Source organism: Micromonospora sp. NPDC005237, assembly GCF_040607775.1.
In the GTDB taxonomy this organism is placed as follows: Bacteria; Actinomycetota; Actinomycetes; order Mycobacteriales; family Micromonosporaceae; genus Micromonospora.
In genome coordinates this window covers 305306-321538 of sequence record NZ_JBEXHJ010000007.1, presented here as the reverse complement: position 1 = coordinate 321538, position 16233 = coordinate 305306, and the positions used below count along the sequence as shown (strand labels likewise).

Annotated in this window: 14 protein-coding genes; 11 read left to right on the top strand and 3 right to left on the bottom strand. The window is 72.4% G+C overall.

All coding sequences use genetic code 11. The features are described 5' to 3' along the window. Positions 1-51: 51 nt before the first annotated feature. A complete protein-coding gene (locus ABZT87_RS21060; RefSeq protein ID WP_355065064.1) occupies positions 52-1101 on the bottom strand; it encodes a S66 peptidase family protein in 1050 nt (349 codons plus the stop codon). A gap of 322 nt (positions 1102-1423) precedes the next feature. Between ABZT87_RS21060 and ABZT87_RS21055 the strand changes: the two genes are divergently transcribed. Next, positions 1424-3757: a beta-L-arabinofuranosidase domain-containing protein gene (locus ABZT87_RS21055; protein WP_355137540.1), complete on the top strand. Its 2334-nt coding sequence runs from the start codon at positions 1424-1426 to the stop codon at positions 3755-3757. Between the two features lie 243 nt (positions 3758-4000). Next, complete coding sequence (locus tag ABZT87_RS21050; protein ID WP_355137538.1) at positions 4001-5275, top strand: MFS transporter; 1275 nt, start codon at positions 4001-4003, stop codon at positions 5273-5275. 15 nt (positions 5276-5290) lie between these two features. On the opposite strand, the gene ABZT87_RS21045 is transcribed toward ABZT87_RS21050, so the two are convergent. Next, entirely contained in the window at positions 5291-5776 is a 486-nt protein-coding gene (locus ABZT87_RS21045) for a GNAT family N-acetyltransferase (RefSeq protein ID WP_355137536.1), read from the bottom strand. Positions 5777-5929: 153 nt separating this feature from the next. On the opposite strand from ABZT87_RS21045, the gene ABZT87_RS21040 reads away from it, so the two are divergent. Beyond that, entirely contained in the window at positions 5930-6589 is a 660-nt protein-coding gene (locus tag ABZT87_RS21040) for a fasciclin domain-containing protein (RefSeq protein WP_354856091.1), read from the top strand. Between the two features lie 195 nt (positions 6590-6784). Here the strand turns inward: ABZT87_RS21040 and ABZT87_RS21035 are convergent, their stop codons facing one another. Continuing rightward, positions 6785-7858, bottom strand: coding sequence for a LacI family DNA-binding transcriptional regulator (locus tag ABZT87_RS21035; RefSeq protein ID WP_355137534.1), 1074 nt, complete (start codon positions 7856-7858; stop codon positions 6785-6787). Between the two features lie 93 nt (positions 7859-7951). On the opposite strand from ABZT87_RS21035, the gene ABZT87_RS21030 reads away from it, so the two are divergent. From ABZT87_RS21030 to ABZT87_RS20995, 8 genes are all read left to right on the top strand, one after another. Further along, positions 7952-8668, top strand: a complete 717-nt coding sequence (locus ABZT87_RS21030) for a cupin (RefSeq protein ID WP_355137532.1) — start codon at positions 7952-7954, stop codon at positions 8666-8668. A gap of 255 nt (positions 8669-8923) precedes the next feature. After that, positions 8924-9907: an ABC transporter permease gene (locus tag ABZT87_RS21025; RefSeq protein ID WP_355137530.1), complete on the top strand. Its 984-nt coding sequence runs from the start codon at positions 8924-8926 to the stop codon at positions 9905-9907. 23 nt (positions 9908-9930) lie between these two features. After that, positions 9931-10935, top strand: coding sequence for an ABC transporter substrate-binding protein (locus ABZT87_RS21020; protein WP_355137528.1), 1005 nt, complete (start codon positions 9931-9933; stop codon positions 10933-10935). 4 nt (positions 10936-10939) lie between these two features. Further along, complete coding sequence (locus tag ABZT87_RS21015) at positions 10940-11734, top strand: ABC transporter ATP-binding protein (RefSeq protein ID WP_354856086.1); 795 nt, start codon at positions 10940-10942, stop codon at positions 11732-11734. Positions 11735-11772: 38 nt separating this feature from the next. Beyond that, positions 11773-12924, top strand: coding sequence for a Gfo/Idh/MocA family oxidoreductase (locus tag ABZT87_RS21010; protein ID WP_355137526.1), 1152 nt, complete (start codon positions 11773-11775; stop codon positions 12922-12924). Next, complete coding sequence (locus ABZT87_RS21005; RefSeq protein WP_355137524.1) at positions 12921-14075, top strand: dihydrodipicolinate synthase family protein; 1155 nt, start codon at positions 12921-12923, stop codon at positions 14073-14075. Before ABZT87_RS21010 ends, ABZT87_RS21005 begins: the two co-directional genes overlap by 4 nt. Further along, positions 14072-14875, top strand: coding sequence for a sugar phosphate isomerase/epimerase family protein (locus ABZT87_RS21000; RefSeq protein WP_355065093.1), 804 nt, complete (start codon positions 14072-14074; stop codon positions 14873-14875). Before ABZT87_RS21005 ends, ABZT87_RS21000 begins: the two co-directional genes overlap by 4 nt. Then, the gene (locus tag ABZT87_RS20995; protein WP_355137522.1) at positions 14868-16025 is read left to right on the top strand and encodes a hypothetical protein; all 1158 of its coding nucleotides are present in this window, start codon (positions 14868-14870) and stop codon (positions 16023-16025) included. Before ABZT87_RS21000 ends, ABZT87_RS20995 begins: the two co-directional genes overlap by 8 nt. Positions 16026-16233 lie beyond the last annotated feature (208 nt).

The following is a 16233-nucleotide window of genomic DNA, read 5'->3' as shown; positions in this document are numbered from 1 at the left end:
CGGCAGGCTCCGAGAGTCCGTCCGCCGGCCGGGACGCGGACGCGGCATACCTCAGCGATAGTCGGCGAAGATCCGACGTTCCACACCGTCGACGGTGATCGGGCCGCCGTGGGGGAGGATCCACTGCGGCTTGGTGTGGCCGAACGGGACGCCGACGCAGACGACCGCCTCCGGGTTGTAGCGGTTCACCACGTCGACGACCGTGTCGCGCTGCTGCTCGCGTAGGCGCGCCCTCTCCTCGGCGGCGGGTCGGCGGGTGTGGTCGGAGACCGGCGGACGGGCGACCAGGACCGCGTCGACGGCGTCGAGAAGACCGCGTTCACCCAGCGACCGCACGATCCAACCGACCTCGCGGGCGGGAAGGAGCTTCTCCGACGTCTCGATGATCAGCACGCCGCCGCGCAGAACCTCCGGAGGAAACGGGAAGCGTCCCGCCGTGAGGGTCCACTGGAGGACTTCCAGACACCCACCCCAGCTGGGGCCGGTGACCGTGCGGCGCGGCCCGTACCAGCTCCACGGCGCCGTCGGTTCGCGTTCTCCGAACGACTGCAACGCCCGTGGGTCGGCCCAGTCGACCCCGATGTCCTCGGACTCGCCCGGATCGGTGATCTCCAACCGCTCGCCGGTGCGGAGCGCGGCCCGCAGCGACCGGGCGTGGATGTCGTCCACGGCGGGCCCGGGGCCGAGGTGCACCTGGGAGGACCCGCCGTAGAAGCTCCCGATGCCGAGCCCCCAGAGCCACTGGTGCAGGTTGGTGTTGTCGCTGGTGCCCAGGAAGGGCTTCGGGTCGGCGCGGGCGAGGTCGGCGTCCAGGTGGGGGATGACCGTGATCTGGTCCTCGCCTCCGACGACGGCGAGGATCGCGCGTACCCGGGGATCGGCGAAGGCGGCGTTGATGTCCGCCGCGCGCGCCTGCGCGCTCGCGCCGACCGTGCGGGTGCTCGGGTACTCGACCGGGACGAGGCCGGTCAGGTCGGCGAGCCGCCGCATGGCCTGCTCGTGGATCTCGGGATAGGCGCCGGCCGCGGCGAAGGACGGCGACAGGACCGCGATGTGGTCACCCGGTCGTGCCTTCGGGGGACGCACAAGATCATGCTTCATCCCGAGATTCAACCAGCGGCGCCCGTCGGCGCGCATCCCTTTTTGGGGTGCGCCTACCCGGGACCGATCTTGCAGTATTCCTTCGGTGTTATCGATAACACGAGGTGGCAGGGCATACCGCATCCCCTTCACCGCGCCGGTTCTCCAAGCTCGTGCACAGGTGTACGACGTACGAATACAGTTACCATCTTGAATTCGTGGGTCGGTGGGCCGTAACATGCCGGACACGGATGTGAACGCTAACGTTCGGACCCCTGCATCCCACCGAGCCCGTCCCGCCCGGTTGTCGCCCCGTCGCCGGTAGCGCTCATCTGGAGGTCCCATGTCGTCCCTGCCCCTCAGCCGACGCCGCGTGCTGCAGGCGGCCGGCGCCACCGCCGTGCTCTCCGCGACCGGAGCCACGACGCTCGGCGCGGGCCCCGCCGCCGCTGCCGTGGTCCCGCCAGCGCGGTCGGACATCGGCGTCGGTGCCTACCCCTTCGAGTTCGGTCAGGTGCGACTGACCGCCGGCCGCTGGCTGGACAACCAGACCCGCACCCTGAACTACCTGCGCGTCGTCGACGTCGACCGGATGCTCTACAACTTCCGCGCCAACCACCGGCTCTCCACCAACGGCGCCGCCACCAACGGCGGCTGGGACGCGCCGAACTTCCCGTTCCGGACCCACATGCAGGGGCACTTCCTGACCGCGTGGGCCCAGGCGTACGCGGTGCTGGGCGACACCACCTGCCGGGACAAGGCGAACTACATGGTCGCCGAGATGGCCAAGTGCCAGGCGAACAACGGCGCGGCCGGGTTCGGGTCGGGATACCTCTCCGGTTTCCCGGAGTCCGACTTCACCGCGCTCGAGGCACGGACGCTGTCCAACGGCAACGTGCCCTACTACTGCATCCACAAGACGCTCGCCGGTCTGCTCGACGTCTGGCGCTACACCGGCAACACCCAGGCCCGTACGGTGCTGCTGGCCCTCGCCGGCTGGGTCGACACCCGCACGTCCCGGCTCAGCTCCAGCCAGATGCAGTCGATGCTCGGCACCGAGTTCGGTGGCATGAACGAGGTGCTGACCGACATCTACCAGCAGACCGGTGACACCCGGTGGCTCACCACCGCCCAGCGGTTCGACCATGCCGCCGTGTTCAACCCCCTGGCCTCCAACCAGGACCAGCTCAACGGACTGCACGCCAACACGCAGGTGCCCAAGTGGGTGGGCGCCGCCCGCGAGTTCAAGGCCACCGGGACGACCCGCTACCGGGACATCGCCAGCAACGCGTGGAACATCACCGTCGGCGCGCACTCCTACGTCATCGGCGGCAACAGCCAGGCCGAGCACTTCCGGGCGCCCAACGCGATCGCCGGGTACCTCACCAACGACACCTGCGAGCAGTGCAACACCTACAACATGCTCAAGCTGACGCGGGAGCTGTGGCTGCTCGACCCGAACCGCACCGACTACTTCGACTACTACGAGCGCGCCACGATCAACCACCTGATCGGCGCGCAGAACCCGGCCGACAGCCACGGTCACATCACCTACTTCACCCCGCTGAAGCCGGGCGGCCGGCGGGGCGTGGGCCCGGCGTGGGGCGGCGGCACCTGGAGCACCGACTACAACTCGTTCTGGTGCTGCCAGGGCACCGGCGTGGAGATCAACACGAAGTTGATGGACTCCATCTACTTCTACAGCGGCACGACGCTGACCGTGAACCTGTTCGTGCCCTCGGAGCTGACCTGGTCGCAGCGGGGCATCACGGTCACGCAGAGCACCACGTACCCGGTCAGCGACACCACCACGCTCACCCTCGGCGGCACGATGAGCGGCTCGTGGAGCGTCCGCGTCCGCATTCCGGCGTGGACCAGCGGCGCGACGATCAGCGTCAACGGTGTGGCGCAGTCCGTCGCCACGACGCCCGGCAGCTACGCCACGGTCACGCGTACCTGGGCCGCCGGAGACACCATCACCGTGCGTCTGCCGATGCGTGTCGTCGTGCAGCCGACCAACGACAACCCCAGCGTCGCCGCCGTCACCTACGGCCCGAGCGTGCTCTGCGGCAACTACGGCAACACCACGCTGAGCGCGCCGCCGGCACTCAACGTCTCGTCCATCGCCCGGACCAGCACCAGCTCGCTGACGTTCACCGCCACCGCGAACGGGTCCACCGTCAACCTCGGGCCGTTCCAGGACGCCCACGGCTTCAACTACACCGTCTACTGGAACACCAGCGGCAGCAGCGGTGGGGGCAGCCACCGGCTGGTCAACGTCGGCAGCGGGATGGTGCTCGGCATCCAGAACATGTCCACCGCCGACGGTGGGCTGGCTCTGCAGTGGGACGACAGCGGCACCGCCGACCACAACTGGGTGGTGGTGACCGACGGCAACGCGGTCCGGTTCCGCAACGTCAACAGCGGGAAGGTCCTCGGCGTGGAGAACATGTCCACCGCCGACAACGCCCGCGTCCTGCAGTGGGCCGACAACGGCACCGCCGACCACCGGTGGACCCTGGTGGACAACGGCGACGGCACCTACAAGATCCGCAACGTCAACAGCGGCAAGCTGCTCGGCATCCTCAACGGCTCCACCGCGCGTGGCGCGCAGGCCGTACAGGACTCCGACAACGGCAGCGCGGACAACCGCTGGCGGCTGGTGGCCAACGCCTAGCGGTGGTCGCCACGTCGAGGGCTCGGCCTCGCTCAGTCGGCCGTTCCCACGCGCCCGACCCTCGACCAGGTCGTGGCCTGGAGCACCGCGCTCGCGCCGCTGCGCCAGGGCTGACCCGCTTCGCGTACGCCTCAAGACGGCCTCGGGAGTCCTTCCCGGGGCCGTCTGAGTTCGACCAGACGTCGTGGGCGGCGCCGGTGTGACGGTCAGCACGGCGCTACGAGGGCCACTACCCTCGGCGGGATGAGCCGAGCTGCCAGCCCTCAGCGGGCTCCGCTGTGGCGGGACCGCTCCTTCGGCACGTACTGGATCGCGCAGTCGCTCTCCGCGGCCGGTGACGCGTTCGCCTACCTGGCGGTGCCGCTGCTGGTGTTGCAGGCGACCGGGTCGGTGGCGCAGATGGGCCTGCTCACCGCCGTCGCGGGCGCGGCATCCGTGGTCGCCGGGGTCTTCGGCGGGGTGCTGGTCGACCGGTACGACCGCCGTACGCTCATGATCGTCGCGGACCTGGCCCGTCTGGTCCTCTACGCCCTGGTGCCGCTGGCCTGGCTCGCGGGCCCGCAGGTCTGGCTGCTCTTCGTCGTGCTGCCGATCTGCGAGGCGGCCGGCATGCTGTTCCAGGTCGCGGCGGTGACCGCGGTGCGCAACCTCGTCGACTCCGACCGGCTCACCGAGGCCAACGGCCGGCTCCAGGCGACGTTCGCGGCGGCCGCCGTTCTCGGGCCGCTGCTCGCCGGTGTGGTGTCGGCCCGCTTCGGCCCGGCGGTCGCCATCGCCGTCAACGCGGCGAGCTTCGCGCTCTCGGCCGCCGGCCTGCGGCTGGTCCGGCTGCGCCGGGCTCAGGCCGCCGACGTCGCGCCGGTGCCCCGGGAGCGCCCGCTGGCCGAGTTCCTGGCCGGGGCGCGGTTCCTGTGGCGACAGCCGGTGCTCCGCGCGCTGACCGTCCTGCTGTCGGTGTTCATCTTCCTGACCTACGGCTTCACCGATGTGCTGATCTACCACGTCACGCACGACCTCGGCGGCACCGAGCGCACGGTCGGCACGGTGCTCGGCCTGGCGGCGCTGGGCACGGTCGCCGGGGCGCTGCTGGTGGCCCCGCTGCGTCGTCGGCGCGGCTTCGGCGCCACCTGGATCGGGGCGCACGCCGTCTGCGGATTCGCGGTGGCGGGCGCCGGCATGGCGACGAGCGTGCCGGCGGTCACCGCGCTGACCGCCGTCTACCTGTGCTGTCTCAGCGTCAGCGGGATCTGCTCGATGTCGCTGCGCCAGGAGATCACCCCCGACCATCTGCTCGGCCGGGTCACCTCGGCGTTCTGGAGCACGCACTACGCCCTCGGACCGGCCGGCGCCGCCATCCTGACCTGGACCGCCGGCCGGTACGGCGTCGCGGCTGTCGCGTTCGTGGCCGGAGCGGGCTGCCTGCTGGTCGCGGTCGGCGGGCTGTTCACCCCGATCCGCACAGCTGGCGCGCAGCCCCGTCTGTCGCCTCCGGCCGTCCCGGTGGGTCAGGCCGGCTGACCACCGGCGGGGCGGTCAGAACTCCTGGTACATGACGTGCAGGCCGACCCGGCCGAGGGTGGGGTGGCGGAACGCGCCCGGCACCGTGCCGACCACGTCGAAGCCCTCCCTGCGGTACAGCTCGACCGCCGATCGGTTGGTCTCCACCACGGCGTTGAACTGCATGCCGGCGTACCCCCGTCGCCGTGCCCAGGTCAGGGCGTCGCGGCACAGCGCGGTACCCACGCCCCGGCCGCGCGCGTCGGCGGCGACCAGGAAACTGGCGGTGGACACGTGCGCGCCCGGCCCGGGCCGGTTGGTGCCCATCTTCGCGGTGCCGAGGACCCGCTCGCCGTCGACCGCGACGACGGTCCGCCCGGGCGGGGCCTCCACCCAGATGCGGTACGCCGTGTCCGCCGTCATGTCCGGGTCGTAGGGAAAGGTCTTCTGTGCCCGGACCACCTCCTCGATGATCGGCCACACCTGCGACCAGTCCTGGTCGTCGAACTCGCGGATCAGCACCGGCGCAGGCTACGCGCGGCGCTCCGGGTGGGGACAGCGGATTTCGACTGTCGAACTTTCCCGGCGGTGGCTGCATCCGGGCGGTGTGCAGGCCGCGAAGCATGTGTCGTGACGAGACGTCACGGATCCGTCGCTTCGACGAAAGGCCCGTTGATGAAGATCGCACGATTCGCCGCCCGGATGGCGGTGGGCGCCGTGGCCACCGCGCTGGCCACCACCGCCGTGGCCGTGCCGGCCCAGGCGACCGGTAAGGCCAAGCCGCTCGGCACGAAGTCGCTCGCCCAGGTGCTCACGAAGGACACGAGCGGCTTCGACCGCAACTCGCGGGACTTCGACGTACTGACCGCGGCCGTGCTGGCGGTGCTCGAGGCCAAGCCGAACTCGCCGGTGAAGGTGCTCACGGACGGCACCGTCGCACTGACCGCGTTCCTGCCCAACGACGCCGCGTTCCAGCAGCTGGTGCGCGAGCTGACCCACGCCCGGAAGCTGCCCGGTGAGAGCGCCGCGTTCGCGGCGGTCGCCGGTCTGGGCATCGACACCGTGGAGACGGTGCTGCTCTACCACGTCGTGCCGGGCGCGACCATCGACCGCCGGGCGGCCCTCAAGGCCGACGGCGCGGAGCTGACCACCGCCCTCGGCCCGACCGTCGAGGTCGACGTCCGCACCTACTGGCACATCTTCCGCCAGCTGCGGCTGGTCGACGCCGACACCAACGACCGTGACGCACGCGTGGTCGCGTTCGACGTCAACAAGGGCAACCGGCAGATCGCGCACACCGTGGACCGGGTGCTGCGCCCGATCGACCTGCCCTGACCCACCCGGGTGGCGGCCGACCCCGCGTCGGCCGCCACCCGCGCGGGCCGCGCCGTGGGGGTCAGTTCCGGCCGAGCGCGGTGACCTCCTCGTCGAGCAGCGCCGCCGGGGCGAGTACTCCGGTTTCGTCCTCGATCCGCGGACCAGATGCGCCCGGTCGACAGTCGTGACGGGACGCCGCCGGGCTGACACCGGTCACGAGGCGGCGTCGGCCCGCCGGGCGCGGGGCGCCGACCCTGCCGTCTCGCGCCGATGCTCCGGCGCCGGCCCGGACGTGTCGCGGCGGATCAGCTCGGCGGGGAGCACCTCGACCCGGGGCGCCGGCGCCTCCGCGCCGAGCACCAGGGACATCGCCCGGACTCCCATGTCGACAAGTGGCAGCCGGACGGTGGTCAGCGCGGGTGTCACGTCCCGGGCGATCGGCATGTCGTCGAAGCCGACCACGGAGACCTGCTGCGGCACCGCCAGCGAGCGGGCCCGCAGGGTGGCGAGGGCGCCGATGGCCATCGAGTCGTTGAGGGCCACGATCGCGGTCAGCCCGGGGTCGGCGTCGAGCAGCCGGGCGGTGGCCTCGGCGCCGCCGTCGCGGTCGAACTCGGCGTACCGGATGCGGCGCTCGGGCAGCTCGCGGCCCTGCTCGGCGAGGGCCTCTTTGAGCCCGGCCAGCCGATCGGTGGTGGTGGTGAGGATGCGGGGGCCCGCGACCACGCCGATCGCCCGGTGCCCCAGCTCGCACAGTTCGCGACCGGCGAGGTGACCGCCGGCCCGGTTGTCCGGCATGACGGCGTCGCCGGAGTGCTCGTGGCGGCCGATGACCGCGACCCGCCCGCCGGTCGCCTCGTACGCGGCGAGCTTCTCGTTGAGCTGCCGGGTGAACGCCTCGTCGTGGTAGCCGGAGCCGGCCAGGATCAACGCCGCCACCTGGTGGCCGCGCAGCAGCTCCACGTACTCCAGCTCGCGGTCCGGGTCGCGGTAGCTGTTGCAGATCATCAGCAGCCGGCCCTGGTCCGTGGCGACCCGTTGCAGCCCTCGGGTGATCTCGGCGAAGTACGGGTCGGAGACGTCGTGCACGATCACGCCGACCGCGCTGCGGTGCGAGCGGGCCAGCAGTTGGGCGTGCGCGTTGGGCACGTACTGCAATTCGGCGACGGCGGCGAGCACCCGTTCGCGCAGCTCGTCGGTGACCGGTTTGCTGCTGCCGTTGATGACGCGGGAGGCGGTGGCGGGTGAGACGCCCGCGCGCCGCGCCACGTCGGACAGGGTCGCCATGGCCCGCCCCCTCGGTCTGTTGACGGCGTTTCGCCGCGCCGGCTAGCGTCACCGTACCGCAGAGAAAGCCCTTTCCCGCAGGGAGGCCCGGCCATGTCCGATCGCTTCGCGGCGCTTCCCGGCGGGATCGGCGTCTCCCGGCTGCGCGTCTACGACACCGTCGCGCCGGACGGCGTGGTCGGTGGCACCCCGCACGTGCATCTGTGCTGCACCGAGGGGTACGTGGTGACCGACGGCGAAGGCGCGGTGCAGACCTTGACCACGGCCGGCTTCCGGGAGACGCCGCTGCGGCCGGGGGTGGTGGTCTGGTTCGAGCCGGGCACCGTGCACCGCCTGGTGAACGGGGGCGGGCTGAGCATCGTGGTGCTCATGCAGAACAGCGGACTGCCCGAGGCCGGCGACGCGGTGCTGACCTTCCCACCCGAGGTGCTGGCCGATCCGGCGGCGTACGCCGCGGCGGCGGCGCTGCCCGACGGGGGAGCGCCGGGCGCGGACGTGCGCGCCGCGTACCACCGGCGGGATCTGGCGGTGACCGGCTTCTCGGCGCTGCGGTCCGGCGGGCCGCCGGCGCTCGCCGCGTTCCACGCCGCCGCGATCGCGCTGCGCCAGCCGTTGCTGACGCGGTGGCGGCAGCGGTGGGAGTCCGGCGCCGGCCGTGCCGCCGCCGACACCGCCGTGCAGCTCGACGCACTCGAGCGGGGGGACGCCGGGCACCTGGGCGACGCCGGGGTGTACGCGGTGACCGAGCCGGTCGAGCGGGGCCGGCTCGGAATGTGCGGCCTCCTCGACACCTACCCGGCTGGCGGCTGACGGCGCCGTCGGTCCAGGTTGGACTGTTCTGATCTCCTCGAACACTGACGTCGGGGTGTCCCGACAGCCGTCTTCGGGAGGTCGAGGTGATCTCGAAGTGGCCCGGCGCGTGCGGCGCCGGGCCGATCGACGAATAGATCGAGGAAAGGCCTTGCCCGGCGTGAGGGGGCCGCCTACGCTCCAGGAAAGCGTTTGCCTGATCCGCCGACCGGCCCGCTCCACGAGTGCCGTGCCGGGCCCCCGAGGAGGTTCCGCGTGACCGAGAACTCTTTGGACACGGCGGGCCGGCCGGCCGCCGCCGACCAGGCGAGCGGTGCGCGGGCAGCCGCCTCCGAGCCCGCATCCCGGTCCGGAAGCGTCGGTGCGCCGGCGGTCGTCGGCGGCCAGCCATCGTCCACGGTGGTGCCACCGCCGCCTGGCGGTGGTCGTCCACCACGCCCGACGCTCGGTCGGCGCGCGGCGGCCCTCGCCGACTCGCTGTGGCGACCGGCGCTGGTGCTGGTCGCCTTCTTCGTCGCCTGGTGGTTCGTCGCCGCCCGGGAGTACGTGCCGAACTACCTGGTGCCCACTCCCGGCCAGGTCTGGACCACGATGACCGGCCAGTGGTCCGAGCTGGCCCGGCACACCATGGTCACGCTCTACGAGACGGTGCTCGGCTTCGTGCTGGCCGCCGCGCTGGGGCTGGCCACCGCTGTCGCCATCGCCTACTCGCGCACCCTGGACAAGGCGCTCTACCCGATCGTCCTGTTCGCACAGGTCATCCCGAAGATCGCCATCGCGCCGCTGCTGGTGGTCTGGTTCGGTCTCGGCCTCACCCCGAAGATCATCCTGGCCGTGCTCATCGCGTTCTTCCCGGTGGTCATCTCCGGGGTGGCCGGCCTGCGGTCCACCGACCCGGAGCTGCTCGACCTCTCCGCCACCATGGGCGCCGGGCCGTGGCGCACCTTCCGCAAGATCCGCTTTCCGAACGCGTTGCCGCACCTGATGGCCGGCCTCAAGGTGGCCGTCACCCTCGCCGTGGTCGGTGCCGTGGTCGGCGAGTTCGTCGGCGCCAGCGAAGGGCTCGGCTACGTCCTCTTGCTGGCCAACGGCAACCTCGACGCCCCACTGCTGTTCGCCGACCTGATCCTGATGTCCGCCATCGGCATCGTCCTGTTCGTCCTGGTCGAGATCGCCGAGGCACTGCTCATCCCGTGGCACGCCAGCCGTCGCGCCGGCGTGTCCCTCACCACCTCCTGACCGACCCCATCACGGAGGCACCGATGAAACGCACCGCCACCACCATCCTGGCCACCGCCGCCCTGCTCCTTTCCGCCACCGGCTGCGGTGCGGACGACTCCACGGGCAAGACCGGCGCCGACGGCAGCAAACAGGTCACCCTCACCCTCAACTGGGTGCCGTACGGCGAGCACGCTCCCTTCTACTACGGCCTGCAGAAGGGCTACTACTCCGCCGAGGGCATCGACCTGAAGATCCTGCCCGGCAACGGCTCCGGCAACACCGTCAAGCAGGTCGCCCAGAAGCAGACCGACTTCGGCTGGGCCGACAGCCCGGTGCTGCTCAAGTCCGTGGCCAGCGGGATGCCGGTGCGCAGCCTCGGCGCGTACCTGGAGAAGGGCCCGTCCTCGGTGGAGTTTTTCACCGAGAAGAACATCAAGACCCCGGCCGACCTGAAGGGCAAGACGGTCGGCGGCACCCCCGGCGACGCCCTCTACGCGACCTTCCCGGCCTGGCTGGAGAAGAACGGCGTCAACAAGAACGACGTCAAGGTCGTCAACGTGGACGCCGCCGGCAAGATCGCCGCGCTCGCCGAGGGCAAGGTCGACGCCATCATGGGCTTCTTCCACGACCAGGCCCCGACGATCGAGAGCAAGACCGGCAAGAAGGTCGACGTGCTGCTCTTCGCCGACTACGGGATGAACCTGCTCGGCACCGGCCTGATCGCCAACACGCAGACCCTGCAGAAGGACCCGGAGTTGGCCCGCAAGTTCGTCCGGGCCACCCAGAAGTCCTGGGCCGACGCCGCCCGCGACCCCGCCGGCGCGGTGAGCGCCATGGTCGCGCTCGCCGAGAACGAGCCCGCCCCCGAGGTGCTCACCAAACAGCTCACCCTCAACCTGCCGCTGCTCGGCCCGGACGGCCCGCCCGGGGTCAACACCGAGGCCCAGTGGTCCGAGACCATCGACCTGATGTCGCGCTACGCCGAGCTGAAGGACCCGGGGGCGCCCAAGGCGTACTGGGACTCCTCGTACGCGGCGCAGGGGTGACCGGGTGAGCGCCGCGCCGGCAGCGACCGGCACCGCCATCGGGATGTCCGGGGTGACCGTCCGGTTCACCACCCGGCGGTCGCAGACCACCGCCCTCGACGACGTGTCCCTCGACATCGAACCGGGGGAGTTCGTCACCATCGTCGGCCCGTCCGGCTGCGGCAAGTCCACCCTGCTGAAGATCGTCGCCGGGCTGGTCAAGCCCACCAGCGGCGAGGTGTCGCTGCTGGAGCGCCCGGTACGCGGCCCGCAGAAGGAGATCGGCTTCGTCTTCCAGAAGGCCGCGCTGCTCGAGTGGCGCGGCGCGCGGGCCAACATCCTGCTCCAGGCCGAGATGCGGGGCATGGACCGGGCACGGGCGGCCCGCCGCGCCGACGAGCTGATCGAGATGACCGGCCTGACCGGCTTCGAGAAGGCGTTGCCGCACGAGCTGTCCGGCGGCATGCAGCAGCGGGTGGCGCTGTGCCGCGCGCTGCTGCACGCCCCGCCGGTGCTGCTCATGGACGAGCCCTTCGGCGCCCTGGACGCGCTGACCCGGGAGCAGATGAACGCCGAGCTGCACCGCATCTGGCGGGAGACCGGCACCACTGTGGTGCTGGTCACCCACTCCATCGCCGAGGCGGTCTTCCTCGGCACCCGGGTCGTGGTGATGAGTGCCCGGCCCGGCCGGATCATCCGCACCTTCCCGGTCGAGCTGCCGGCGCACCGCGACTACGCGCAGGTGATGTCGGACCCCCGCTTCGACCGGCTCGCCACCGAACTGCGCGGGTTGCTCGGCAGCGCGGCCGCCAACCACTGAACGCGGATCGGCACGACCAGCACGACGGAAGGAACACCATGACCCGCAGGTCCATCGGCATCATCGTCAACGGCGTGACCGGACGGATGGGCTACCGCCAGCACCTCGTCCGGTCCCTGCTTGCCATCCGCGAGTCCGGCGGCGTGCCAATGGCCGACGGCACGACCATCTGGCCGGAACCGGTCCTGGTCGGGCGTAACGAGACGAAGCTGCGCGAGCTCGCCGAACGGCACGGCCTCACCGACTGGACCACCGACCTGACCTCGGCGCTGGCCCGTGACGACGTCGAGATCTACTTCGACGCCCAGGTCACCCAGCAGCGCGAGAAGGCGATCCGCCAGGCGATCGAGGCCGGCAAGCACATCTACACCGAGAAGCCCCTGGCCGAGGACACTGCCAGCGCGCTCGACCTGGCCCGGGCGGCCGACGCGGCCGGCGTCCGCACCGGCGTCGTGCAGGACAAGCTGTTCCTGCCCGGTCTGCGCAAGCTCAAGCGGCTCATCGACGGCGGCTTCTTCGGCCGGATCCTCTCGGTGCGGGGCGAGTTCGGCTACTGGGTCTTCGAGGGCGACTGGCAGCCGGCCCAACGCCCGTCCTGGAACTACCGGGCCGAGGACGGCGGCGGGATCACGTCCGACATGTTCCCGCACTGGCACTACGTGCTGGAGGAGTTGTTCGGCCGGGTCAACGCGGTCTCCTGCGTGACCGCCACCCACGTGCCCGAGCGGGTCGACGAGGACGGCCGCACCTACGCGGCCACCGCCGACGACGCCGCGTACGCCATCTTCGAACTCGACGGCGGGATCATCGCGCAGATCAACTCGTCCTGGGGCGTGCGGGTGTACCGCGACGAGCTGGTGGAGTTCCAGGTCGACGGCACCGAGGGCAGCGCCGTCGCCGGACTGCGCAACTGCCGGGTGCAGCACCGGGCGGTCACCCCGAAACCGGTGTGGAACCCGGACCTGCCGGTCACCGAGGACTTCCGCGCCCAGTGGGCCGAGGTGCCCGACAACGAGGAGTTCGACAACGGCTTCCGGGTGCAGTGGGAGGCGTTCCTGCGGCACGTTGTGGCCGGCGAGCCGTTCCAGTGGGACTTCCTGGCCGGCGCGCGCGGCGTTCAGCTCGCCGAGCTGGGGCTGCGCGCGGCCCGCGAGGGCGTCCGCGTCCAGGTTCCGGAGCTGCGCGCATGAGCGCCGCCGACGTGGTGCTGCCGGGCGGGCGGCGACACCGGCTGGCCGGGGGGAGCGGCTTCGCCCGCCCGGCCGCCCCGGCGACCGGCCGGATCGCGTACGCCGCCGCGCACGTGGTCGCCGACCCGGGCGCGGAGAACGTGCCGGGGGCCCCGGCGGCGGTGGACTGGGACACCACCCTCGCGTTCCGGCGGCACCTCTGGTCGTACGGGCTGGGGGTCGCCGAGGCGATGGACACCGCCCAGCGGGGGATGGGCCTGGACTATCCGGCGACCCGGGAGCTGATCCGGCGCAGCGCCGCCGAGGCCCGCGCCGTGGGCGGCCGGATCGTCGCGGGTGTCGGCACCGACCAGCTGCCGGCCGGCCCGGCGACCCTGGCGGCGGTCGCCGCCGCGTACCGCGAACAGCTCGACGACGTCCGCGCGGCCGGCGCCCGGCCGGTGCTGATGTGCAGCCGGCACCTGGCCGCCGCCGCCCGCGGCCCCGAGGACTACCTGCGGGTGTACGACGAGCTGCTGACCGCCGCCGGGGAACCGGTGGTGCTGCACTGGCTCGGGCCGATGTTCGACCCGGCGCTGACCGGCTACTGGGGATCTGTCGATCTGGATCTGGCCGCCGACACGGTCATCGAGCTGATCAAGACGCACCAGTCCACCGTGGACGGTGTCAAGGTGTCGCTGCTCGACGCCGGCCGGGAGGTCGCGCTGCGCCGCCGGCTACCGGCGGGGGTACGCCTCTACACCGGCGACGACTTCCACTACCCGGAGCTGATCCGGGGTGACGAGGTGGGCCACTCCGACGCGCTGCTCGGGGTGTTCGCGGCGATCGCGCCGGCCGCCGCCGCCGCGCTGGCGGCCCTCGACCGGGGCGACCTGGCGGCGTACGACGAGATCTTCGCGCCGACCGTGCCGCTGGCCCGGCACCTGTTCGCGGCGCCGACCTGGCACTACAAGACGGGGATCGTGTTCCTGGCCTGGCTGGCCGGTCACCAGGACCACTTCACCATGGTCGGCGGCGCGCAGTCCGGGCGGTCCCCGGCGCACCTGGCGACCCTGCTCACCCTGGCCGACGCGGCCGGGCTGCTGCCCGACGTCGACCTGGCCGCCGCCCGCGCGCGGTCGTTCTTCACAGTGGCGGGTGTGGAGCAATGAGTTTGGAGCGGTTCTCGTTCAACCAGGCGACCGCCCAGCACTGGCCGTTGCCCGAGGTGGTCGCCGGCTGTGTGGCGGCCAACGTGCCGGGCATCGGGCTGTGGCGGGAGCCGGTGACGCAGTACGGGCTGGCCCGCTCGGCGAAGCTGGTCCGGGACGCGGGTCTCGCCGTCACCTCGCTGTGCCGGGGCGGCTTCTTCTCCGGCGACGACTGGCGTGCGGAGAACCTGCGGGCCATCGAGGAGGCGGCCGTCCTGGGCGCGCCCGAGCTGGTGCTGGTCTCCGGCGGGTTGCCGCCCGGCAGTCGGGACATCGACGGCACTCGGGCCCGGGTCGCCGACGCGATCGGCGAGCTGGCACCGCACGCGGCGGCTGCCGGGGTACGGCTGGCGATCGAGCCGCTGCACCCGATGTTCAGCGCCGACCGGTGCGTGATCGCGACCCTCGGCCAGGCGCTGGCCATCGCCGAGCGGTTCGACCCGGCGGTGGTCGGCGTGGTCGTGGACGCGTACCACGTCTGGTGGGACGACACGGTGTACGCGCAGATCGCCCGCGCGGGGGCCCGGATCGCCGCCTTCCAGGTCTGCGACTGGGTGACTCCGCTGCCGGAGGGCGTGTTGCTGGGTCGGGCGCTGCCCGGTGACGGCTGCATCGAGCTGCGTCGGCTGCGCGAGGCCGTGGACGCGGCCGGTTACGTCGGCCCGATCGAGGTGGAGGTCTTCTCCGCCGAGGTGTGGGCGCGTCCGGGCGCGGAGGTGCTGGACGCGGCGATCACCGGCTACCTGCGCCACGTTGTCTGAGGCTCCCGAACGGCGGTGGCCGGCGGCGGTCGGCGCCTGGCTGGGCATCGGCACCGCGCCGGCCACCCTCGTGCTCGGTGCGGCGATGGCCGCCCGGCACGGTGGCCCGGTGCCGGTGACCGGCCTGCTGGTCGGCGGGGTGCTGATGGCGGCGCTGCTGTGGGGGCAGGGCCGGATCGGCCTGCGCCGGCCGCTCGGCGACGGCGGAACGCTTACCGCGGTGCTGCCCGCCTACCTGGGCGACACCTCGCGGCTGCTGCTGGCGGCCGTGCTGACTGTGTCCATGATCGGCTGGAACGGTTTCAACGTCGGGCTCGGCGGCGCCTCCCTCGCCGCTCTGACGCACCTGCCGGGCTGGGCCGGGCCGGCGCTGCTGGAGGTGGCGGTCCTCGCCGTCTCCTGGGCGCCGGCCCGGCTCGGCAACCGGGTCGCGGTCGTCACCACCCTCAGCGCGGTGGTGCTGGTCGGCTGGTGCCTGACCGTGCTGCCGCCACCGGGTGCTCCGGTCCGTGTCGCCGCCGGCGGGCTCGCCGACGCCGCTGCGCTGATCGGGTACGCCGCGGTGTTCGCGCTGCGCGCCCCGGACTTCAGCGTCGACCTCGCCCGACGGCGGGACCTGGCCTGGTGCGTGGGCCTGCTGATCGGGCCCGCGCTGCTCGGGGTGCTCGCGGGCGCCGGCCTGTGGCTGCGAACCGGCTCGGCGGACGTGGTCGCGCTGCTCGCCGCCGGTTCGGGACTGGCGGCGTACGCGAATCTGTTCGTCGCGGTGGCGGTCTTCGCGGCGGCGCTGACCACGACGTACTCCGGTGCTCTGGCGGTGCGCGGCCTGGCACCCCGGGTGCCGGCCCGCGTGGCGATGCTCGCCGTCGCGGTGCTCGGCGGGATGCTGGCGGCTGCCCGCTTCGACCGCCTCGTCCTGCCGTGGTTGACCCTGCTGGCCGCCGCGCTGCCGGTGCTTGTCGTGCCGATGGCCGTGGAGGCGGCGGCACGGCGGCGCGGCCGTGCCCCACGGACCGTGCCCGCGTGGTGTTGGGTGCCGCCGGCACTGCTCGCGGTCGGGTGCACGCTCGCCGGGGTGGGCGTCGCGCCGCTGCTCGGGCTGGCCCTCGCCGGGGCGCTCACCATGAGCTGGCGCCGTTCCCTCTGGTGAGGGACAGGGCTCGCCTCCTAAGGGGAGGTGGCAGGGTTCGACGGCGCGGATCGTGGACGCCATGAGCCCCACCTCGACCGGTCCGAGCCTGACGCCAGCCGTGCCCACGGGAGGCGCCGGGAAACCGGCGAGCAGGTTCGGGCTGACCAGGGCCCCTTGTTCGCGGGGCGCCGTCAGCGCAGAGCCGGTGGTAACTGTTCAGCTCGAC